General features: G+C 70.9%; 19 protein-coding genes. 7 read left to right on the top strand and 12 right to left on the bottom strand.

Translation table 11 applies throughout. From position 1 onward, the window contains the following. Positions 1–97: 97 nt before the first annotated feature. Both AB0N82_RS04760 and AB0N82_RS04755 read left to right on the top strand, forming a co-directional pair. A complete protein-coding gene (locus AB0N82_RS04760) occupies positions 98–982 on the top strand; it encodes an ATP-binding cassette domain-containing protein (protein ID WP_315994277.1) in 885 nt (294 codons plus the stop codon). Next, entirely contained in the window at positions 979–2,094 is a 1,116-nt protein-coding gene (locus AB0N82_RS04755) for an ABC transporter permease (RefSeq protein ID WP_363388742.1), read from the top strand. Before AB0N82_RS04760 ends, AB0N82_RS04755 begins: the two co-directional genes overlap by 4 nt. A gap of 66 nt (positions 2,095–2,160) precedes the next feature. Here AB0N82_RS04755 and AB0N82_RS04750 read toward each other — a convergent pair whose 3' ends face one another. From AB0N82_RS04750 to AB0N82_RS04740, 3 genes are all read right to left on the bottom strand, one after another. Then, positions 2,161–2,541, bottom strand: coding sequence for a VOC family protein (locus AB0N82_RS04750; protein ID WP_315994275.1), 381 nt, complete (start codon positions 2,539–2,541; stop codon positions 2,161–2,163). Positions 2,542–2,557: 16 nt separating this feature from the next. Beyond that, on the bottom strand, positions 2,558–3,256 hold the full coding sequence (locus AB0N82_RS04745; protein ID WP_315994274.1) for a hypothetical protein: 699 nt from the start codon (positions 3,254–3,256) through the stop codon (positions 2,558–2,560). Between the two features lie 135 nt (positions 3,257–3,391). Beyond that, a complete protein-coding gene (locus tag AB0N82_RS04740) occupies positions 3,392–5,164 on the bottom strand; it encodes a glycoside hydrolase family 15 protein (protein WP_363388737.1) in 1,773 nt (590 codons plus the stop codon). Between the two features lie 114 nt (positions 5,165–5,278). On the opposite strand from AB0N82_RS04740, the gene AB0N82_RS04735 reads away from it, so the two are divergent. The 3 genes from AB0N82_RS04735 to AB0N82_RS04725 all read left to right on the top strand — a co-directional run bounded on the left by AB0N82_RS04735 (position 5,279) and on the right by AB0N82_RS04725 (position 8,147). After that, positions 5,279–6,646 carry a glucose-6-phosphate dehydrogenase gene (locus AB0N82_RS04735; RefSeq protein ID WP_363388734.1) on the top strand — a complete coding sequence of 456 codons (1,368 nt, stop codon included), beginning with the start codon at positions 5,279–5,281 and terminating at the stop codon, positions 6,644–6,646. Positions 6,647–6,741: 95 nt separating this feature from the next. Beyond that, positions 6,742–7,326 carry a nitroreductase family protein gene (locus AB0N82_RS04730; protein ID WP_315994271.1) on the top strand — a complete coding sequence of 195 codons (585 nt, stop codon included), beginning with the start codon at positions 6,742–6,744 and terminating at the stop codon, positions 7,324–7,326. Positions 7,327–7,526: 200 nt separating this feature from the next. Then, on the top strand, positions 7,527–8,147 hold the full coding sequence (locus tag AB0N82_RS04725) for a YdcF family protein (protein ID WP_363388731.1): 621 nt from the start codon (positions 7,527–7,529) through the stop codon (positions 8,145–8,147). A gap of 65 nt (positions 8,148–8,212) precedes the next feature. On the opposite strand, the gene AB0N82_RS04720 is transcribed toward AB0N82_RS04725, so the two are convergent. Next, positions 8,213–10,417 (bottom strand): AAA family ATPase, encoded by a 2,205-nt coding sequence (locus tag AB0N82_RS04720; RefSeq protein ID WP_315994269.1) that lies wholly within the window; start codon positions 10,415–10,417, stop codon positions 8,213–8,215. A 353-nt stretch (positions 10,418–10,770) separates the two neighbouring features. Next, a complete protein-coding gene (locus tag AB0N82_RS04715; protein ID WP_363388727.1) occupies positions 10,771–11,769 on the bottom strand; it encodes a helix-turn-helix domain-containing protein in 999 nt (332 codons plus the stop codon). An 87-nt stretch (positions 11,770–11,856) separates the two neighbouring features. On the opposite strand from AB0N82_RS04715, the gene AB0N82_RS04710 reads away from it, so the two are divergent. Then, the gene (locus AB0N82_RS04710; RefSeq protein WP_315994267.1) at positions 11,857–12,132 is read left to right on the top strand and encodes a hypothetical protein; all 276 of its coding nucleotides are present in this window, start codon (positions 11,857–11,859) and stop codon (positions 12,130–12,132) included. A 241-nt stretch (positions 12,133–12,373) separates the two neighbouring features. On the opposite strand, the gene AB0N82_RS04705 is transcribed toward AB0N82_RS04710, so the two are convergent. From AB0N82_RS04705 to AB0N82_RS04690, 4 genes are all read right to left on the bottom strand, one after another. Further along, on the bottom strand, positions 12,374–13,669 hold the full coding sequence (locus tag AB0N82_RS04705; protein ID WP_363388724.1) for a glycosyltransferase: 1,296 nt from the start codon (positions 13,667–13,669) through the stop codon (positions 12,374–12,376). A 4-nt stretch (positions 13,670–13,673) separates the two neighbouring features. Then, on the bottom strand, positions 13,674–14,915 hold the full coding sequence (locus AB0N82_RS04700) for a glycosyltransferase (RefSeq protein ID WP_363388721.1): 1,242 nt from the start codon (positions 14,913–14,915) through the stop codon (positions 13,674–13,676). Positions 14,916–15,151: 236 nt separating this feature from the next. After that, positions 15,152–17,314: an ABC transporter ATP-binding protein gene (locus tag AB0N82_RS04695; RefSeq protein ID WP_363388718.1), complete on the bottom strand. Its 2,163-nt coding sequence runs from the start codon at positions 17,312–17,314 to the stop codon at positions 15,152–15,154. Next, a complete protein-coding gene (locus tag AB0N82_RS04690) occupies positions 17,311–19,038 on the bottom strand; it encodes an ABC transporter ATP-binding protein (protein ID WP_363388715.1) in 1,728 nt (575 codons plus the stop codon). Before AB0N82_RS04690 ends, AB0N82_RS04695 begins: the two co-directional genes overlap by 4 nt. A 160-nt stretch (positions 19,039–19,198) precedes the next feature. Here AB0N82_RS04690 and AB0N82_RS04685 point away from each other — a divergent pair, with 160 nt between their 5' ends. Further along, a complete protein-coding gene (locus tag AB0N82_RS04685) occupies positions 19,199–19,792 on the top strand; it encodes a hypothetical protein (RefSeq protein ID WP_363388712.1) in 594 nt (197 codons plus the stop codon). 117 nt (positions 19,793–19,909) lie between these two features. Here AB0N82_RS04685 and AB0N82_RS04680 read toward each other — a convergent pair whose 3' ends face one another. From AB0N82_RS04680 to grpE, 3 genes are all read right to left on the bottom strand, one after another. Beyond that, positions 19,910–20,353: a MerR family transcriptional regulator gene (locus tag AB0N82_RS04680; RefSeq protein ID WP_315994262.1), complete on the bottom strand. Its 444-nt coding sequence runs from the start codon at positions 20,351–20,353 to the stop codon at positions 19,910–19,912. Positions 20,354–20,444: 91 nt separating this feature from the next. Beyond that, the gene (locus AB0N82_RS04675; protein WP_363388708.1) at positions 20,445–21,428 is read right to left on the bottom strand and encodes a DnaJ C-terminal domain-containing protein; all 984 of its coding nucleotides are present in this window, start codon (positions 21,426–21,428) and stop codon (positions 20,445–20,447) included. A gap of 11 nt (positions 21,429–21,439) precedes the next feature. Then, positions 21,440–22,054 carry a nucleotide exchange factor GrpE gene (grpE, locus tag AB0N82_RS04670; protein ID WP_315994260.1) on the bottom strand — a complete coding sequence of 205 codons (615 nt, stop codon included), beginning with the start codon at positions 22,052–22,054 and terminating at the stop codon, positions 21,440–21,442. Positions 22,055–22,063: the final 9 nt, after the last annotated feature.

The raw sequence follows: 22,063 nt of genomic DNA, 5'->3' as shown, positions 1-22,063 counted from the left end.
CTCCCCCGTGGGGCGGAGGCGATGACCCCACCCGCGGCGGAGGCGCCACGGCACCCGCCTCCCTAGCGTGGAAGACAACGAGAAGAAGGGATGCACCGTGCTCGAACTGGACGGCATCACCAAGAGCTACGGCGGTCGCCGCGTGCTCGACGACGTGGGCTTCACCGTGGCCGCGGGGCGGCTGACGGGCTTCGTCGGCGGCAACGGCGCTGGCAAGACCACCACCATGCGCATCGCCCTCGGCGTGCTCGGCAAGGACGCCGGTTCGGTGACCCTCACGGGCTCGCCGGTCACCGCCGCCGACCGTCGTCGCTTCGGCTACATGCCGGAGGAGCGGGGGCTCTACCCGAAGATGAAGGTCGCCGAGCAGATCGCCTACCTCGCCCGCCTGCACGGCTTCTCGAAGGCCGACGCCACGAAGAAGGCGACCGTGCTGCTCGAGCGCCTCGGACTCGGCGAGCGCCTCGGCGACCTCGTCGAGACCCTCTCCCTGGGCAATCAGCAGCGCGCGCAGATCGCGGCATCCCTCGTGCACGAGCCCGAGGTGCTCATCCTCGACGAACCGTTCTCGGGCCTCGACCCCCTCGCGGTCGACGTGGTGGCGGGCGTCCTGCAGGAGAAGGCCGCGGCCGGTGCCGCCGTGCTGTTCTCCTCCCATCAGCTCGACGTCGTCGAGCGCCTGTGCGACGACCTCGTCATCATCGCCGGCGGCACGATCCGCGCCGCCGGGACCCGCGACGAACTGCGCGCGCAGCACGCCACGCATCGCTACGAACTGGTGTCGCGCAGCGACGCCGGGTGGCTGCGCGACGAGCCCGGAGTGACGGTGATCGACTTCGACGGCGGCTACGCCCTGTTCGACACCGCCGACGACACCACCGCGCAGCGCGTGCTCCACGGTGCCGTCTCGCGCGGCGACGTCGCCAGCTTCGCCCCCCAGCGGCCGACCCTGGCCGAGATCTTCAAGGAGGTCATCCAGTGAGCACCACGACCCCCACCCGCCGCGCCCCCGGTGAGGCGCTGAGCATCTGGCTCGTCGCCGAGCGCGAGATCGGCTCCAAGCTGCGGAGCAAGCCCTTCGTCATCTCGACCGCAGTGCTCGTCCTCGCCGCCCTCGCCTCCGTGCTGTGGGGCGGGTTCACGGCCGGCAACGCCGCGTCCAGCGGCATCCCGGTCGCCGTCACGTCGCAGACGCAGAGCGCCGTCTCGGACCTCGACGGCCTGGAGGTGACGGTCGCCGACAGCGATGACGCCGCTCGCGCGCTCGTCGCCGACGGCACGGTGGATGCCGCCCTGGTCTCGGGATCGTCGGAGGCGTCGTTCGACTTCACCGTCGTGGTCAAGGACAGCGTGCCCTCGACGCTGCTGCAGATGCTGAGCGAGACCCCGCCTGTCGACCGCATCGAGCCCGGGTCGAACGCGGCCGACATCCTGCGGTACTTCATCGCGCTCGCCTTCGGCATCGTGTTCCTCATCGCCGCGACGACCTTCGGCGGCACGATCGCGCAGAGCGTCGTCGAGGAGAAGCAGACGCGCGTCGTCGAGATCCTGATCTCGGCCATCCCCGTGCGGGCCCTGCTGGCGGGCAAGGTGCTGGGCAACACGATCCTCGCGATGGCGCAGATCGTGCTGCTCGCAGCGGTCGCGGTCATCGGGCTCGCGGTGACCGATCAGGCGGGGGTGCTCGACGCCCTCGGCGCGCCCATCGCGTGGTTCGCGATCTTCTTCCTCTTCGGCTTCGTGCTGCTGGCGGCGCTGTTCGCCGCGGCCGCGGCGATGGTGTCGCGGCAGGAGGACATCGGGGCCACCACGACGCCGATCACGATGCTGATCATGGCGCCGTACTTCCTGGTGATCTTCTTCAACGACAACCCCGTCGTGCTCACCGTGATGTCGTACGTGCCGTTCTCCGCCCCCGTGGGCATGCCGCTGCGCATGTACCTCGGCGACGCCCAGTGGTGGGAGCCCGTGCTGTCGCTGCTGATCCTCCTCGCCTCGTGCGTCGCGGCCATCGGACTCGCGTCCCGCATCTACCGAAACTCCCTTCTGCGCATGGGGGGCCGCGTCAAGCTCGCGGAGGCGCTGAAGGGCTGACCGGTTCGGGTCCGGTCACGCCGGCGGGATGGATGCCGAGGGCTTCGGCATCCATCCCGCCCGTCGTCATTCCTCGAGGACGGCGAGGACGTTGCCCGCCGGGTCGCGGAACCACGCGATGAGCGGACCGCCCTCGTGCATGATCCCGCGCGAGTCGGTGGGGATGTCGGCGTCGTCGTAGATCTTGGTCTCGACGCCCCGGGCCCGAAGGTCGTCGACGGCCGCCTCGACGTCGGCTACGGGGAAGTTCAACACGGTGAACGACGCCGGCTCGTGGTGGGGCTTGCCGTAGACGAGGATGCTGCCCCCGGATGCCAGGTGCAGGCGCAGGAAGCCCGATCCCTCGAGCACCTCCACCCGCAGGCCGAGGGTGTCGGCGTAGAAGCGATGAGCGGCGTCGAGGTCGTCGACCGCGAAACCGGAGAAGGCGCCATCGGGGCGGAACATGTGGGTTCTCCTTGCATCAGCGCGCCACGTACGCCGTGACGCTGTCGGACAGACGGATGGGGATGCCCTCGACGGCCGACGGGTCGGTGTCGCCGACCGCGACGGTCAGGGCGGTGTCGATTCCGAACGCGGCCGACGGACCGGCGCTTCCGGAGGCGCAGCCCACCGACCACGGGCGATTGTCGGATGACGTGAACGTCGCGATGCACACGCCGTCGCCGTCGTCGGGCTGGGCGAGGTAGACACGGAAGTCGCTGACCGTCGCGATGTAGCGGGTGCTGGAGGGATCGATCCCGCTGTCGCGCAGGATGTCGGCGGAGATCACGTCTTCCACCGTCTGCGGGAACGTCAGCTCCGGGTAGGTCGCCGCCGCGGGATCGGCCGAGGCGGCGGGCGGGGCGAGATTCGCGCCGATCGCGATGCCGAGCCCGACGAGCGCCACCGCACCGGCCGCGGCGACGGCCCATCGCAGCGCCCGACGAGCACGTCCGGCCGCGGGGCCGGCCTCCGTGTACGCCGGCTCCGGACCGACGGCGTCGGGCGCCGCGGCATCCGCGGCTCGGGGATCCCCGACGTCGGAGACGGAGAGCAGGGGTTCGGCGCGGCGCCGTTCTTCGAGCTCCGCGAGCCGGGCGATCATCTCGGGCGTCGCGCTCGCGCCGTCGACGCCGTAGACCCGCTCGCGCAGCCCCTCCAGCTCGACGTCCTCGTCCATGCGACGACTCTACGACCGCGCGGCGGGGCCGGGGCGGGCTCGCCGCGCGGCGACAAGCGGCGCGAAGCCCCGGAGGTCGCCGAGGGGACCGGAGGCCTCGACGGGCTCAGCCACCTCCCCGCCGGCCCGGGCGGCTCAGCGTGCGGCCGTGGCCTCCAGCGCGTCGGCGGCGAGGACCAAGGCGAGGTGCGACAACGCCTGCGGGGTGTTGCCCGCCTGCCGGCGATCGCGGGGGTCGTACTCCTCCGACAGCAGGCCGATGTCGTTCGCGACCGCCGTGAGGCGGCGCATGAGGGCGACGGCGTCGTCGCGACGACCGCTGTGGGCGTACTGCCCGACGAGCCAGAACGAACACGCCAGGAACGGATGCTCGTCGCCCGCGAGACCGTCGACGCCGGTCGTGCGGTAGCGCAGCAGCCAGCCGTCGGGCATGAGCGTCTGCTCCATCCGCGCGACGGTGGCGAGCATGCGGGGATCGTCGTAGGCGCAGAACCCCACCTGCGGCAGGATCAGCAGCGACGCGTCGACCTCGTCGGTGTCGTAGTGCTGCGTGAACCACCCGCCCGCGTGCACGCCGTGCGCGTCGATGTCGGAACGGACCCGGTCGCGCAGCGTGCGCCACGTCTCGACGTCGCCGTCGAGACCGTTCTCTTCGACGGCCCGGATGCCGCGGTCGAACGCCGCCCACACCATCGCGCGCGAGTGGGTGAAGAAGTGCGGGTCGCCGCGCATCTCCCAGATCCCGTTGTCCGCACGATCGAACCACTGCACCGACTGCGTGAGGAGGGCGCGCTGAAGGCCCCACGAGAACGACGTCTCGGTGACGCCCGCGCGGCGCGCGGCGTCGAGGGCCACCATCACCTCGCCGATCACGTCGGCCTGGTACTGGTCGACCGCGCCGTTGCCGATGCGCACGGGGCTCGCGCCGTCGTAGCCGGGCAGGCTCGTCAGCTCGCGCTCGGGCAGATCGCGTTCGCCGGCGATGCCGTACATGATCTGCACGTCGGCGGGATCCCCGGCGATCGCGCGCAGCAGCCAGGTGCGCCACCGGTGCGCGGCCTCGAGGAAGCCGTGCTCGATGTACGCGGTGAGCGTGAGGGCGGCGTCGCGCAGCCAGACGTACCGGTAGTCCCAGTTGCGTCCCCCGCCGAAGGCCTCGGGCAGCGACGTCGTCGCGGCCGCCACGATGCCGCCGGTCTCGGCGTGGGTCAGCGCCCGCAGCACGAGCAGCGACCGAGTGACGAGCTCGGCGTGCTCCCCGGATGCCGCGACGCGCGCCGCCCACGCCGTCCACCACTCGCTCGTGCGCTTGAGGGTGGCATCGACGTCGATGGGCGCGGGGGGCTCCTGCCACGACGGCCCCCACGACAGCACCGAGTCCACGTTCTCTCCGGCGACGGTGGTCCACAGCGCCCGGTGGGCGGTGTCGACGGCGATCAGGCGCGGACCGCGCAGGACGACGGCATCCGGCCCCGCCACCGCCAGGACCGCGTGCTCGCCCCCGGCGCCGATCTGCCGGACCCACGGCACGGCGCGCGCATAGTCGAAGCGCAGGCGCACCTCACTGACGAAGTCGACCTCGCCCGAGATCCCCACCACGCGCCGCACGAGCGCCTCGACGCCCTCGTCGACGGGCATGGCGTCGTGCACCTCGGCGACGCCCGTCGGCGTCTCCCACCGCGTCACCAGCACGAACGTGTCGCCGTCGTAGTGGCGCGTCGCGGTGGCATCCGGATCGCTCGGGCGCAGCGACCAGGCCCCGTGCGACTCGTCGCCCAGCAGGGCGCCGAACATCGACCCGCTGTCGTACCGGGGCAGGCAGAGCCAGTCGACGCTCCCCTCCCGTGACACCAGGGCGGCGGAGCGGCAGTTGCTGAGGACGGCGTAATCCTCGATCGGAGTCGTCACCCTCGTGATCATGTCAGGTGGCACCGGCACCGCGGCAGAGCATCTCGATAGTGGCATCCCTGTGCCGGCTGCAAGCACCCTGTCGGCGTCGGTGCGGGGCGCTACGGTGGCCGCATGGCGGCGGACACCACCCTGATCATCCTGGGCGCTTCGGGCGACCTCACCTCTCGACTGCTCCTGCCGGCCCTCGGCCAGCTGCTCACGCGCGAACCGGACCGCTCGGTCCGGCTGCACGGCGCCGGCATGGAGGACTGGACCGACGACCACTGGCGCGACACCGTGCGGGCCTCGTTCGCGACGATGGGCGCCGAGGGGGCTTTCGAGAGGGTGGCCGAGACGACCTACAGCCAGGTGGACATCACCCGAGCCGCGGACCTCCAGAAGCTCCTGGATGCCGCGGAGGGCCGACCCGCGCTGTACTTCGCCGTCCCCCCGGCGGTCGCCGAGAAGGCGTGCGTCGCCCTCGCCGACGTGACGATCCCCGAGGGGACCGTCCTGGCCCTCGAGAAGCCGTTCGGCACCGACGAGGCGAGTGCCCACGCGCTCAACCAGCAGGTCGCGAAGCTCGTTCCGGAGGACCAGGTCTTCCGCATCGACCACTTCCTGGGGCGGTCGACGGTGCTGAACCTGCTCGGCGTCCGCTTCGCCAACCGCCTCATCGAAAGCGTGTGGTCGGCTGACGACATCGCATCCGTCACGGTCGACTTCCCCGAGAAGCTCGGACTCGAGGGGCGCGCCGGCTACTACGACCGCGCGGGCGCGCTGGTCGACATGATTCAGAGCCACCTGCTGCAGGTGATGGCGTTCGTCACGATGGAACCGCCGTCCTCGCTCGACCAGCTCGACCTGCGGGATGCCACCTCGGCGGTGCTGCGCGCGACCCACGTGTGGGGCGACGACCCGGTGAAGAGTTCCCGCCGCGCCCGCTACACCGAGGGGACGATCGGCGACCGGCACTTCACCTCCTACGCCGACGAGCCCGGCGTCGACGCGTCCCGGCAGACCGAGACCTTCGCCGAGATGACCGTCGAGGTCCGCACGGCCCGCTGGGAGGGCGTCCCGATCGTGCTGCGCTCGGGCAAGGCCCTCGGACCGGATGCCGGCGACCCGGCCGTGACCGTCACGTTCAAGCCCGTGCGCCACCTCCCGCACGGCTTCATCGGCGAGAGCGAGCCGACGGTGATGACGTTCTCGCTCGGCCCCGACACCATGAGCCTCGGGCTGAACGTCAACGGCGCCGACGACCCGCTCGAGCTCGAGCGCGTGACCCTGGGAGCCGACCTCGGTGAGGGCGGCCTGAAGGCCTACGGCGAGGTGCTCTCCGGCATTCTGGACGGTGACGCGATGCTCGCCGTCCGCGGCGACGCCGCCGAGCAGTGCTGGCGCATCGTGCAGCCGGTCATCGACGCGTGGCGCGCGGACGAGGTGCCGCTCGACGAGTACCCGGCGGGCACCGCGGGTCCGGCGTCCTGGGGGCTGTGACTTTCTCCGTCACACGGGAACATCGGGGGACTCGACGGCGTTCGATGGACTGGGTCAACGGAGCCCCGGCAACGTTCTCACCCTCAGGAGTCCCCATGTCCCACGTTCTCGACCGCACCGCCCAGACCGACGTCCCGATCCTCGACGTCCTCGCCGAGCGATGGAGCACCCGTGTCTTCGACGCGGAGGCCCCGATCGACGAAGACGCCCTGCGCGCCGCCCTCGAGGCTGCTCGCTGGTCGCCGTCGGCCAACAACTCGCAGCCGTGGCGCTTCCTGCTCGCCCGCCGCGGAACCGACGCGCATGCGCAGATCGTGGGCTCGCTCGTCGGTTTCAACCAGGGCTGGGCGCCGGCCGCCGGCGCGCTGCTCGTCATCCTCGCCGAGACGGCCGACGAGGAGGGCAACGCCCGCCCGTGGGCGACGTACGACGCCGGTCAGACGGCCGCCTTCTTCACGGTCGAGGCGCACGCCCGCGGCCTCGCCACCCACACGATGGGCGGCTTCTCCCCCGACGACCTGCGCACCGCGTTCGACATCGAGGAGCGCTTCACGCCGGTGACCGTGATCGCCGTCGGCGCCTTCGGCGACCTCGATGCCGCTGACGAGGCCGTCCGCTCGCGCGAATCCGCGCCCCGCGTGCGTCGTCCGCTCGCCGAGTCGCTGCTGCTCGACGCCTGAGGCCCCGCGGCGTCCGCCGCGCCCCGCCGGCCCGCGGCATCCGTCCGCCCCCGGCCCGTCATTCACGGGACGGGGGCGGACGGCGTTTCCGCGGCGGTCGCCGCGGGCCCGCGGATTCCACGGCCACGGCCCGCCTCACCCGCGGCCGAGCGCGCGGACGAGCGAGCCCGCGCGGGGGCCGGCCGCCTACCCTCGCGGAGGTGACGACCTCCCCCTCCTCCGGCATCGGCACCGCGCGACCACGCCGACGCATCGTCGCCTGGCTGCTCCCGGGTCGACGCGGGCGTCGACTCGCCCTGGCCCTCGGGTCCACGATCCTCCTGATCGCGATCGCGGGACTCCCGGTGTTCGTCTTCCCCCCGCCCGGCGACCCGGGCGACGCGAGCCTCGTCTACGTCATCGGGCCGCCCCAGCAGGAGCGGCTCGACCTCGCCCGCACGCTGCGCGACGCAGATCGACCCGTTCCGCTGCTGATCTCCGTGTCCGACTCCGGCACGGGCCACGGCGAGGCCCGCTTCGATGCCGCGGCTCTGGACGTGTGCCGACGGCGCGGGGTCACCTGCGAGACGCCCGACCCGTTCACCACCGCCGGCGAGAGCCGGCTCCTCGACCGCTACGACGCGACGCACGAGTCGGGCAAGACCGTGGTCGTCACGTTCACGCCGCACGTGGCCCGAACCCGGTACATCTTCGCGAAGTGCTCCGCCGCCGATGTCACCGTGGTGGGCGTCGACACCGACCTGACGCTGTTCGACTGGGTGTTCCAGTACGCGTACCAGAGCGCGGCGTTCGTCAAAGCCTGGCTGACGCCCTGCCCCTGACCCCCGCATGAAGAGGGGGGATGCCTCGCGCTGAACGTGGCATCCCCCCTCTTGTGACCTTTCGTCTACTCCACGATCTCGGCCTCGATCACGTCGTCGTCGGTGTCGTCGGTGTCGTCGGCCGCGGGGCCGGCGCTCGCCAGCATGAGCGACTCGCCGTCGCTGGCGACGTCGACCCGGACGACGTCGCCGTCGCGCACGGTGCCGGCGAGGATCGCCATCGCGAGGCGGTTCTGGATCTCGGTCTGGATGAGCCGGCGCAGCGGCCGGGCGCCGTACACCGGGTCGTACCCGCGCTCGGCGAGCCACGACCGCGCGTCGGGGGTGACGGCGAGGGTGAGCCGGCGCTCGCGCAGCCGCTTGTGCAGCGCGTCGACCGCGAGTTCGACGATCTGGGCGAGGTCGTCCTGGCTCAGGGCCTGGAAGATCACGATGTCGTCGAGACGGTTCACGAACTCGGGCTTGAAGGCCTGGCGCACGAGCGCCTGCACCTGGTCGCGCTTGGCATCCATCGACAGCGTCGGGTCGATGAGGATCGGCGAGCCGAGATTGCTGGTGAGGATCAGGATGACATTGGTGAAATCGACCGTGCGGCCCTGACCGTCGGTCAGGCGACCGTCGTCCATGACCTGCAGCAGCACGTCGAACACCTCGGGGTGGGCCTTCTCGACCTCGTCCAGCAGCACCACGCTGTAGGGGCGACGGCGCACAGCCTCGGTGAGCTGGCCGCCGGCCTCGTACCCGACGTAGCCCGGAGGGGCTCCGACCAAGCGCGAGACGGAGTGCTTCTCGCCGTACTCCGACATGTCGATGCGCACCATGGCGTGCTCGTCGTCGAAGAGGAAGTCGGCCAGCGACTTCGCCAGCTCCGTCTTGCCGACGCCCGTGGGGCCGAGGAACAGGAAGGAGCCGACCGGGCGGTTCGGGTCGCTGATGCCGGCGCGCGAACGACGGACGGCGTCGGAGACGGCCTTCACGGCATCCTTCTGCCCGATCAGACGTCTGCCGAGCTCGCGCTCCAGGTGCAGCAGCTTCTCGGTCTCGCCCTGCAGCAGACGGCCGACCGGGATTCCGGTCCACGCGGCGATGACGGCCGCGATGTCTTCGTCGGTGACCTGCTCGTTCACCATTCGGTCGCCCGCGGGCTCGTCGCGCTCGGCCTTCATGAGTTCGCGCTCGAGCGCCGGGATCTCGGCGTACAGCAGCCGCGACGCGCGCTCGAGGTTTCCCTCGCGCTGGGCGCGTTCGGCATCCACGCGGGCGGCGTCGAGCCGGGTCTTGAGGTCTCCGACGCGGTTGAGCGAGGCGCGCTCGCGCTCCCATCGGGCCTGCAGCTCGTCGAGCTTGGCCTGTTCGGCGGCGAGGGTCTCGCGGAGCGTCGCGAGCCGCTCCTTTGAGGCGGCGTCCTTCTCCTTCTTCAGCGCGAGCTCCTCGAGCTTGAGCCGGTCGACGTGACGACGCAGCTCGTCGATCTCCAGCGGGGCCGAGTCGATCTCCATGCGCAGGCGGGATGCCGCTTCGTCGATCAGGTCGATGGCCTTGTCGGGCAGCTGACGCGAGGGGATGTACCGGTTGGACAGGGATGCCGCGGCGACCAGCGCCGCGTCGGCGATCGCGACCTTGTGGTGCGCCTCGTAGCGCTCCTTGAGGCCGCGGAGGATCGCGACGGTGTCTTCGACCGTCGGCTCGCCGACGTAGACCTGCTGGAAGCGGCGCTCGAGGGCGGCATCCTTCTCGATGAACTCGCGGTACTCGTCCAGCGTGGTCGCGCCGATCAGGCGCAGCTCACCGCGGGCGAGCATGGGCTTGAGCATGTTGCTGGCCGCGACCGAGCCCTCGCCGCCTCCCGCACCCATGAGCACGTGCAGCTCGTCGATGAACGTGATGATGCGCCCGTCGGATTCGGTGATCTCCTTGAGGACGCTCTTCAGCCGCTCCTCGAACTGGCCGCGGTACATCGCCCCGGCGACGAGCGCCGAGATGTCGAGCGAGACGAGCTCTTTGTTCTTGAGGCTCTCGGCGACGTCGCCCGCGACGATGCGCTGAGCGAGCCCCTCGACGACGGCGGTCTTGCCGACGCCGGGTTCGCCGATGAGCACGGGGTTGTTCTTGGTGCGCCGGGTGAGCACCTGGCTGACGCGGCGGATCTCGCCGTCGCGCCCGATCACGGGGTCGAGCTTGCCCTGGCGGGCCCGGTCGGTGAGGTTGATGCCGAATTGCTCGAGGGCGCTGCGCGCGTCCTCCTGCCCCGGCTGTTGTGTGGCGTTCACGTGTTCTCCTGAAGTCTGTCGCAAAGTTGAGTTGCGTTGACTCAAGTTTAGCAGCGCGTCCTCCGGAGGGCAATGGATGCCACGACTCCCGCGCGCTACGGTCCCTCGCGCCGGCACGGCGAGGGCGGAGCTCCGGCTCTCCGAGGCCTCACCGCCCGCCCCGCACGCCGGCGCCCCATTCCGGACACCGAGAGCGCGCCACGTGCACGAGATCACCCGCTTTCGCGTCGGCATTGCGTGATCTGGGCAGAGAGGGGCCATCTCGACGGACGTCGCACCGGCAGGCCTCGTGCCGGTGCGGGCGACCGTGGGGCGGCAGCAACGTCGCGGGGTGGCGGGGCGGGGGCTATCGGTCAGGCCGGGATCGCCTCCGGCTCCGGGACGGACGCCGAAACCTCGGCCCCTGTGCACGAGAAACGGGCGCGGTACGCCGTCGGCGTCAGACCCATCGTGCGGGCGAAGTTCTGCCGCAGCACCGCGGCCGACCCGAAGCCGCACTCGGCGGCGATGCGGTCGAGCCCGAGGTCGGTCTCCTCCAGCAGTCGCTGCGCATGCAGCAGGCGCTGGCGCGCGAGCCATGCCGCGGGGGTGGCACCGAGGTCGGCCTTGAACCGCCGGGCGAAGGTGCGGGGAGACATGTGGGCGCGCGCCGCGAGCCGATCGACCGACAGCTCGGCATGCAGGTTCTGCAGCATCCATTCGGTGACCGGGGCGAGCGAGAGCGAGGCGTCGATCGGAATAGGAGAAGCGATGAACTGCGCCTGGCCGCCGTCGCGCTGGGGGGCGACGACCATGCGCCGCGCGATGCGGTTGGCGAGTTCGGAGCCCAGCTCCTGCCGGAGCAGGTGCAGACAGGCGTCGAGCCCCGCCGCCGTCCCGGCGCTCGTGATGATGTTGTCCGATTGCACGTACAGCACGTCGGGATCCACGTCGATCTGCGGATACATGCGCGCCATCGTGTCGGCATAGCGCCAGTGCGTGGTCGCGCGCCTGCCGTCGAGCACCCCGGATGCCGCGATGACGAACGATCCGCTGCACACGCTGAGAAGCCACGCGCCGCGGGCGTGCGCGGCGCGGACGACCTCGATGACCCGCTCATCCACGTGATCCCACTGCGAACGCGGGATCGGCGCGAGCACGAGGATGTCGACGTCCTCCGCGGCATCCAGGCCGTGCTCGACGTTGATCGAGAAGCCGATGTTGGACGACACGGCGCCCGGGTCGGGGGCCACGATGCGGAAGTCGAAGTTCGGGATGCCGTCGTCACTGCGGTCGAGACCGAAGGCCTCGCAGGCGAGGCCGAACTCGAACGGGGCGAACCCGGGTTGGACGACGACGGCGACCGAGCGCATGCGCACCTCCGAAGTGGCAGAAATCTTACGATGTGCGTCCATCATGCCACTCGTAGGCCTGATTCCTCTACCCGTAGCTTTCCTGCCATGGCTTACTTCATCGCTCTCGGCATCCTGTCGCTCGCCGGAATCATCGGCACCGTGTGGCTCATTCGCACCGACGGCTATGGCCGCATCCCCACCGACCCCTCACGCCTCGCGTCGACAGAGCGAGCCCGCGCCGTGCCCACGACAAAGGTCGGTCAGCCACTGACGCCCGCGACGGCGGTCGGGCAGCCGGCGCCTGCGACGGAGGTCGCGCAATCGGCGAAGCCCATAACGGCGACGATCGCCGTCCCGCGGCCCGGCGGTCGCCTGGCCTGACCGCCGTTCGGTTCTTCCCCGCCCACTCCCGGGCGCCCGACGGAACAACGGCGGGCCGAACCCCCGACACGCCGGCCCCCGGACACGCCGGCATGTCGCCCGAACCACCCGCCGCCGTGCACACCGCGCCCCCGCCGGTGCCCGATTCACGGCGCCGGCGCGGGCGGATGACCCACGGCGCGGCGGAGAAGCCCGGCGCGGACCGTGGCGACGAAATCCCGACGCCGGCCGCGGAGACGCGTCAGCGGCCCGCGGCCACGGCCCGTTCGTACACGGCGACCATCGCCGCGGTGCGGGACGACTGGCGGAAGCGCTCCGCGATCGACGGCTCGGGTCGCACGGGCGAACCCGCGGCGATATCGGCGGCGGCGCGGCGGAGTGACTCCGCGAGTGCCGGGACCGTGGCGTCCGCGACGGTCCAGGTCCCCCCACCGAGCTCGGCGGCGATGTCGGGGTCGCTGACCACGGCGGGCGTCCCCAGCGAGGCGGCCTCGAAGACCGTCATGCCCTGGGTCTCGAAGCCGATGGAGGTCTGCACCACCGCATCGGCGTCGGCGAGACGGGCGAGGGTCTCGGCGTAGGGCAGTCGTCCCGCGAAGGTCACGTCGGCGGTGGGGTGTTCGCGCTCGACGAGACGCCGCGCGGCGTTCAGCTGTGCGCCGCCGCCGATGATCTCGACCTCGGCATCGATTCCGGATGCCACGACGGCCTCGAGGAAGGGGAGCAGGCGTTTCTCGGGGCTCATGCGCCCGAGCCACACGAAGCGCGGACGACCGGGGCGGCGCGCGGAGGGGCCGAAGGCCAGGGCGGCGTCGAGCACGTCGTCGTCGATGCCGTTCCAGATGACGTCGACCGAGGGGGCCACCCCATGCTGTTCCAGGCGGCGGGCGAAGTGCGCGGACGGTGCCGTGACCGCGCGCGACAGTCGCGCGAGGCGGTGCAGGAACGCCCATCCGTCGACGCGCGACGCCGGGCCGCCGGAGCCCGTGGAATCGCGCGGGGCTCGCAGCCCCTCACCGGCGTCCGGCGAGGACCTTCCGCCTCTGCGCGTGGCGAGCGGTCGGGCGGCGAAGGGAGCGTCCGCGACCGGCAGCGCCCGGCGCGCCCAGGCATTGAGCACACGCAGCACCAGCCCCGGAAAAGGCGCCGTCGCCGCGATCCCCACGTCGACGCGATTGTGCATCGTGTGCACCACCGGCAGTCCGTGTCGCGCGGCGAAGCGGTGGCCGATGAAGGCGCCCCAGAAGTCGGCCTGCACGTGCACGACGTCGGCGGGCAGCCGCGCGCCCATCTCGGCATCCAGGAATCGGTCCGTGCGCGCACCGGGCCACGTGAGCGCGTACTCGCGGTCGGGGGTGATCGCGATCGACGGGAGGTCGAGGTACGCCGGATCGTCGGATGCCGGACGATGCAGGCGCGGAGCGACGACCGTCACGAGGTGACCGGCGCGTTCGAGGAACCGTTTCTGCAGTCGCATCGACACCTGCGCACCGCCCAGCGACTCGAGGTGCTGGTCGGCGAACATCACCACGTGCACGCGGTCACTCCGGCAGCGGGCGGCCGCGATACAGCGCTTCGAAGGTGTCGAGGGTGCGGGTGATGTCGTGCACGGCGACGGCGTCGAGGGACGCCTGCTGCATGCGCAGACGCTCCTCGGGCGACGCGGTGAGCACATCGGTCAGGCGCGCGGCGAGCTCGTCGGAATCGCCCGGCGTGAAGAGGTAGCCGTTCTCACCCTCGTGCACGAGGTGCGGGAGGGCGACGGCGTCGGCGGCCACGATCGGCAGACCGGATGCCATGGCCTCCATCGTGGCGATCGACTGCAGTTCCGCGATCGAGGCGATGGCGAAGACGCTGGCGCGCGAGTACAGGTTGCGGAGCTCGTCGTCGGACGCGTGCCCGTGGAACGTGACGCGCTCGGCCACACCGAGCTGATCGGCCAGCGCCTCGAGCTTGGCACGCTGGTCGCCGCCGCCGACGACGTCGAAGGTGACGTCGAGCGCGGGATCGAGCTTCGCCAGCGCCGCCAGCACCACGTCGATGTGCTTCTCGGTGGTGAGTCGACCGACGAAGAGGATGCGATTCGCATCACGGGGGGTCAGGTCGGGGCGGTAGTTCGAGCGGTCGATTCCGCACGAGATCGGGATGACGCCGTCGATGTCGATCGTCGCCTCGAGGAAGTCGGCCGCCTTACGCGTGGGCGTGGTCACGGCGCGCGTCATCTTGAAGGTGCGCTCCGCATCAGCCCACGCGAGCTTGACGAAGACGCGATCGAGCCAGTCGGGAAGCGTGGTGAAGTCGAGGATGTTCTCGGCCATCACGTGGTTCGTCGCCACGACGGGGATGCCGCGCTTGCGGGCCTCGCGGGCGAGACCCCGACCGATCACGATGTGCGACTGGATGTGCACGACGTCGGGCTTGACCTCGTCGAGCACGATGCGGGCGTAGTGCTTCGAGCGCCACGGCAGCACGTAGGTGATCCAGTCGTGCGGGAGGAAGCGGTAGGCCGGCAGCCGGTGCATCATCATCGGCTGACCCTCGATCGTCTCGATCGCGGTGCCCGCGTTGCTGTGGCCGACGCTCGGGGCGGCGACGTGCACGTCGTGGCCCCGCGCGACGAGACCCGCCGCGAGGCGCTCGGCGAACCGGGCGGCGCCGTTCACGTGGGGCAGGAAGGTGTCGGCGCCGATGAGGATCTTCAGCGGACGGTCGGCGGACGCGGACGAGCCGGGTGACTCGGCGGCGGGCGCGGGGGTGTCGGCGGGCGTCGCAGGAGTGGTCACGTGTGGTGAGGCCTATCTGTGCGGCGGAAAGGTCGCTGGGATGGAGCGGTGCGCAACTGCGCGGTTCACAGCGGTGAACGTGTCATCCACTGTACCCGGGCGGGTTTCCGCCGCCCGGGAGCCGTTCACAGGCGGGCGCCGGGTGAGTCGGATCGTCGACGGCCGGGAGCCCGCGCCCCTCGATGCCCGGGGTCGCACGGCGCGGGCCCGCGCCCGCGACGCACGACGCGCCCCTGTCAGCGCCCTTCCGGCGACGGGGAACCGTTCGCCGGCCGCGGCGGCCCGTCGACACCCGCCGGGACCACCACCTCGGAGGCCGCGGCCGCCATCGCCGACACCACCTCGCTGTCGCCGGTGATCGGCGCGTGCCGCTGCTCGCCCGGGCGTTCCTGTTCCGCTCCCGCCGTGTCGAGGTCGGCCGCGGCCTGTTCGAACTGCGACCGGTAGAGCCGGTAATACGCGCCCTGCGCGGCGATCAGCTCGTCGTGCGTGCCCTTCTCGACGATGTCGCCGTGCTCCATCACGAGGATGAGGTCGGCGTCGCGGATCGTGGAGAGGCGGTGGGCGATGACGAACGAGGTGCGACCCTCGCGCAGCGCGGCCATCGCCTGCTGCAGCAGCAGCTCGGTGCGCGTGTCGACGGACGAGGTCGCCTCGTCGAGGATCAGCACCGACGGCCGCGCCACGAACGCTCGCGCGATGGTGATGAGCTGCTTCTCACCGGCCGAGACATTGGCGGCATCCTCGTCGAGGACGGTGTCGTATCCCTCGGGGAGAGAGTGCACGAACTGGTCGACACGCGTCGCCACCGCCGCCTCGACGATCTCGTCGTCGGTCGCGCTCTCGCGGCCGTAGCGGATGTTGTCGCGGATCGATCCCGCGAACAGCCACGGGTCCTGCAGCACCATTCCGGTGCGGGAGCGCACATCGTCGCGACGCAGCTCGGCGATGTCCTGGCCGTCGAGCAGGATGCGCCCTCCGTCGAGCTCGTAGAAGCGCATGATGAGGTTGACCAAAGTGGTCTTGCCCGCCCCGGTGGGTCCGACGATCGCGACGGTCTGCCCGGGCTCGACACGGAACGACAGGTCGGTGATGAGGGGCCTCTCGGGCGTGTAAGAGAAACGCACGTTCTGGAACTCGATGACGCCGCGACCCTCGGGGGCTGCGGGCGCGTCGGCCGCGTCGGCCTCCTGCTCGTCGGCGTCGAGGAGGGCGAAGACGCGCTCCGCCGATGCGGTTCCGGACTGCACGACGGCCGCCATACCGCCCAGCTGCGACAGCGGCTGCGTGAACTGCTGCGAGTACTGGATGAAGGCCTGCACATCACCGAGTCGGATCTGCCCGCCCGCCACCATGAGGCCACCGAGCACGGCGATGCCGACGTACGTGAGGTTTCCGACGAACATCATGCCCGGCATGATCATGCCGGAGAGGAACTGCGCCTTGAAGCTCGCCTCGTAGAGCTCCTCGTTCTCGCCCTCGAACTTCTCTCGGGCGTCTTTCTCGCGCCCGTAGACCTTGACCAGCGCGTGCCCCGAGAACGACTCCTCGACGCGGGCGTTCAGGCGGCCCACCTTCTTCCACTGCTCGCCGAACGCCTTCTGCGATTTCGGGCCGATCACGCCGAAGATGACCGCCATGAGCGGCAGCGATACCAGGGCCACGAGCGCGAGCTGCCAGGAGATCGTGAACATCATGATGAGCACACCCACGACCGTCAGCACCGAGGTCAGCGCGCTCGAGAGCGACTGCTGCATGGTCTGGGTGATGTTGTCGATGTCGTTCGTCACGCGCGAGATCAGCTCGCCGCGTTGGACCTTGTCGAAGTACGACAGCGGCAGACGGTTGATCTTCGCCTCGACGTCTTCGCGGAGACGCCACATCGTGCGCACCATGATGACGTTGATGACGTAGCCCTGGATCCACGACAGCAGCGACGACCCGACGTAGATCGCGAGGACGGTGACGATCACGACGCGCAGCGCGTCGAAGTCGACGCCCGCGCCGACCTGGAAGCTGTTCATCGCGGAGACGATGTTGGCGACGTCGGTCTGCCCCGATGCGCGCAGCGCCTCGACGACGGCCTCCTTGGACGTGCCGGCGGGGAAGGCCTCGCCCAGCCCGCGCGAGACGACGCCCTCGAAGATGATGTTGGTGGCGTCTCCCAGCACACGCGGGGCCAGGACGGCGAGCACCACCCCGAGAGCTCCGAGTGCGGAGACGAGGGCGAACGCCCACGCGTAGGGACGCAGCAGACCGATCAGGCGTCGGAAGCTCGGCCCGAAGGCAGCGGCCTTGCCGGGCGCGACGCTGTTCCAGTCGCCGGAGTTCTGTCGCGCCTGCTCGGCGAGCTCGAGCTCGGCGCGGTCTTCGTCGGTGAGGGCGTCGGGCACGCTCATGCTTCCACCCCCAGCTGCGATTCGACGATCTCTCGATATGTGGGACTCGTGCGCAACAGCTCGTCGTGCGTGCCGAGTCCGGCCATGCGCCCGTCTTCGAGGACGACGATGCGGTCGGCCCCGGTGATGGTGGACACGCGCTGCGCGACGACGATCTTCGTCACCTCCGGGAGCTCCTGCCAGAGTGCGGCCCGCAGGCGCGCGTCGGTGGTGAGGTCGAGCGCCGAGAACGAGTCGTCGAAGACCAGCACGCGGGGCCGATGCACGATCGCCCGCGCGATCGCGAGGCGCTGGCGCTGACCGCCCGAGACGTTGGTGCCGCCCTGGGCGATGCGCCCCTCGAGCTTTCCGTCTATCGCCTCGACGAAGTCGCGGCCCTGCGCGATCTCGAGGGCGTGCCACAACTCGTCGTCGGTGGCGTCTTCGCGCCCGAATCGCAGGTTGGACGCCACGGTGCCGCTGAAGAGGAAGGGTCTCTGCGGCACGAGGCCGATGCCCTTCCACAGCTCGTCGAGGTCGGCCTCGCGCACGTCGACCCCGCCGACGCGCACCGCACCGCCCGTGACGTCGAACAGGCGCGGGATCAAGGACACGAGGGTGGTCTTGCCCGCTCCCGTCGATCCGACGATGGCCACGGTCTCGCCGGGGGCCGCTCGGAAGGTCACACCCGCCACGACCGGCGCCTCGGCGCCCGGGTAGGCGAACGACACGTCGTCGAACTCCACCGCGCCGGCCTCGGCGAAGACGCTGACCGGGTTCTCGGGGCGCTGCAGGGTCGAACGGCTGTCGAGGACCTCGCCGATGCGCTCGGCCGAAACGGCGGCGCGAGGGATCATCACGGTCATGAAGCTCGCCATCAGCACGCCGCCGAGGATCTGCGCGACGTACTGGATGAACGCGAAGAGGGTGCCGATCTCGACTCCGCCGGCGTCGACCTGGATGCCGCCGAACCAGATGACCCCCACGACGGTCACGTTGAGCACGAGCATGGCCAGCGGGAACAGCAGCACGAAGAGGGAGCCCACCTTGCGGCCCACTACGAGGATGTCGGTGTTGGCCCGGCGGAAGCGCTCTTCTTCGATGCGCTCTCGCACGAAAGCGCGGACCACGCGCACCCCCGTCAGCTGCTCGCGCATGACCCGGTTCACGCCGTCGAGCTTGGACTGATAGCTGCGGAACAGGGGCACCATGCGAGCGATGATGAGCCCCGCCGCGATGAGCAGCACGGGCACCGCGACGGCGATCAGCCAGCTGAGCCCGACGTCTTGCTGGAGGGCCATGATGACCCCGCCGACCGCGAGGAGCGGGGCGCTGACGAGCATGGTGGCGCCCATCATCGCCAGCATCTGCACCTGCTGGACGTCATTGGTGTTGCGGGTGATCAGAGAGCCCGCGCCGAACTGCGACAGCTCGCGCTCGGAGAACCCGCTCACGCGCTCGAAGACGTCGCGCCGGATGTCGCGGCCGGCGGCCATGGCGGCACGCGCGGCGAAGTATGTGGCGATGACGGATGCCACGATCTGACCGAGGGAGATGACGAGCATGAGGGCGCCGCGCGACCAGATGAACCCCGTGTCGCCCTGCGCGACACCGAGGTTGATGATGTCGGCGTTGAGGCGCGGCAGGTAGAGCGTCGCCAGGGCGGACGCAGCCTGGAAGACGAGGATCGCGACGAGCAGCCATCGATACCGCGACAGATAACGCATGAGGAGTTTGCCGAGCACGGGACCCTCCGGGTGTTCGAGTGCGATCGCGATGACCGCGGTCCCAGCCTGGCACTGACCTCCGACATCGGCGAGGCTTTCCCGCGTGGGAGCGTTCTCTGCTCGCGAACGCCGGCACTCGGCATCCCTCTCCCAGGAGGCGGCTCGTAGGCTGTGGGTCATGTCCCGACTGCAGGCCGACGCCCCCGCCGACCTCTGGGTGCCGGTGACCGGCTCCCTCGGATTCCGCGGCCGCCGCCACCGCAAGGCGGCGATCGGCATGCTGCTGAGCCAGGCGAACCAGGGCACGGGCGCGACACCGCGTCCGGGCGGCGGCGCCTTCGCCTGGATCCTCAGCCAGGCGGCCCCGTTGCTGATGCGCCGCGCCGCCGGTCGCGTGCTGGTGTGGGTGTGGAAGAGCGACCCGGAGCTGCTGGTGGTGATGGCGCAACTGCAGGAGGCGACGCCGCAGCTGCGCACCGCCCGCGCCATGATGCCCATGGAGTACGACGACACCGAGTCGTTCCGGAACCCTTACCTCGGCGTCGGCGAGAAGCTGGCGATGCCCCTGCCCGCCGACCCGAAGACCCCGCCGTTCGCGACGTACACGTGGGACACCGGCTCGCACTTCGTCACCGTCACCGCGGTCTGCGCGGACCGCCAGCGCTTCGGCACGGTCATCGGCGCGGTGGATGACGTCGCCCGCACGCTCCGCGTCGTCGACGACCTGCAGGTCGGGGAGTCGCCGACCGTGCTGCGCATCGATCCGGCCTGATCGGGCAGCGACCCACGGTGGGGGTCGGCACGTCCGCCGGAGCCACCGGGCATGCGCGGCGTTCCGGTCCCTTCGACAGGCTCGGGGACCTCCGCCGCGCAGGCGAGCGTCGCAATCTCAGTCGTCGAGATCGAACGGGCCCAACGGGCGCCAGAGCACGACGTCGGTCGCCCGGCGGACGCGCGCGCCGTGGCGCAACGTCACGACCGAGCCGGTCGCGCCCGCCGCGAAGACGCGCGCACCGGGGCGCGACTGCCGCTCGGCCGAGAGCTGTCGTTCGAGGTCGTTCACACGACGCGCGAGCTCGTGCACGCGCTCCTCGAGAGCGAGCAGGCGCGCGATGGCGGGCAGGCTCATGCCCTCACCGGAGAGCCGCGCGACCTCGCGCAGCTGCTGCACGTGACGGCTGGAGTACCGCCGCGATCCGCCCTGGGTGCGCGCGGGCACCACGAGACCGAGACGGTCGTACTGTCGCAACGTCTGCGGGTGCATGTTCGACAGCTCCGCCGCGGCGGCGATGGCGAAGATCGGGGCGTCTTCGTCGATCTCTCTCTCAGCCACGTCTCACCTTCTTCCGTCGTGGCGGGTGCGACACCGGGTTCTCGGCATCCTGACTCATCGGATGCCGAGAACCACGGCGACGCGCGTGCGTCTACCGCGCTTTGGCCATCAGGTCGGCGCGGGGGTTCTCTTTCGGTTCGAGCGCCTGGTAGCGCTCGAGGGCTTCGCGGGCCGCGTCGTCGAGGTGTGCGGGCACGGCCACCTGGACCTCGGCGAGCAGGTCGCCGGTGCCCTTGGCGGTCGCGATCCCGCGGCCTTTGACGCGCAGCACGCGACCCGAGGGGGTTCCCGGGGCCACGCGCAGGCGAACGGTCTCGCCGCCCAGCGCGGGCACCTCGATCGTGGCGCCGAGTGCGGCCTCGGTGAAGGTGACGGGGACCGTCACCCGCAGGTTGAGGCCGTCGCGCGTGAACACGGGGTGCGGGCGCACCGCCACCGTCACGACGATGTCGCCGCTCTCGCCGCCGTCGGGGGACTTGCGTCCACGACCCCGGAGTCGGATCTTCTGCCCGTCCGAGACGCCGGCCGGGATCTTCACCTTGAACGGGACGTTGTCCTCGCCCTGCAGGGTGATGGTCTCGCCCTTCGCCGCGGTGACGAAGTCGATCGTCGTCCGCGCCGTCACATCGGACCCGCGCTGGGGGCCGCCGAAACCGCGGAACCCTCCCGTCGTCTGACCGAAGCGTCCGGAGCCGAAGCCCCCGCCGCCCTGCTGGTCGAACATCGAGAAGAAGTCGTCGAAGCCGCCCTGGGGCTGGCCGCGACCCTGACCGAACCGACTGAAGACGTCGTCGAAACCGCCGCCGCCGCTCGCCCCCGGAGCGGAGAAGCGCGCCCCCGAGCCCATGGCCCGGATCTGGTCGTACTCCTCGCGCTGCTCGGGGTCGTTGAGCACCGAGTAGGCCTCGCTGATCTCCTTGAACTTCCCCTCGGCTTTCGCGTCACCCGGGTTCGAGTCGGGGTGGTACTGGCGCGCGAGCTTGCGATACGTCTTCTTCAGATCGGCAGCGCTGACGCTCTTGTCGACACCGAGGACCTTGTAGAAGTCCTTGTCGAACCAGTCCTGACTCGCCATGCGTCCTCCTCTTAGGCCGGCACGGCGACGACGACCTTGGCCGGTCGCAGCTCGACCGAACCGAGGCGGTAGCCGACCTCGACGACCTCGAGGATCGTCGTCTCGGTCACACCCGGGGTCGGCGCCTGGAAGATCGCCTCGTGCTGCTGGGGGTCGAACACGTCGCCGACGGCGCCGTACGACACCACGCCGAGGCGCTCGGCCACGGCCCGCACCTTGTCGCCGATCGCGGCGAGGGGGCTGCCCTCGACGAGGTCGCCGTGCTTGGCGGCGCGGTCGAGGTCGTCCATGACGGGCAGCAGGCCCTTCACGGCCTCGCCCTTGGCGCGCTCGATCTCGCGCTCCCGCTGCTCTTCGGTGCGCCGACGGTAGTTGGCGTACTCGGCCTGCAGGCGCTTGAGGTCGATCAGCAGCGAGGCCTCCTTGTCGGAGGACGCACCTTCTGCGGCCGCCTCGGGCGTCTGCTCGGCGCCGAGGATGTCGTCGATGGTCAGGCCATCGGCATCCGTCCCCGAAGGCTCGGACTGGTCGCCCGACGGCGCGGGGCCGGAGGTGTTCTCCTCCGGCCCCGTCTCGTCAGGACCGGCGCCCGAGCCCGTGGGCTGTTCGTCGTCCTTGTGTGCCATGTTCTCTGC

The organism is Microbacterium sp. NPDC089186 (genome assembly GCF_040685115.1).
Classification (GTDB): Bacteria; Actinomycetota; Actinomycetes; order Actinomycetales; family Microbacteriaceae; genus Microbacterium; species Microbacterium galbum.
This window is presented reverse-complemented; position numbering and strand designations above follow the sequence as displayed.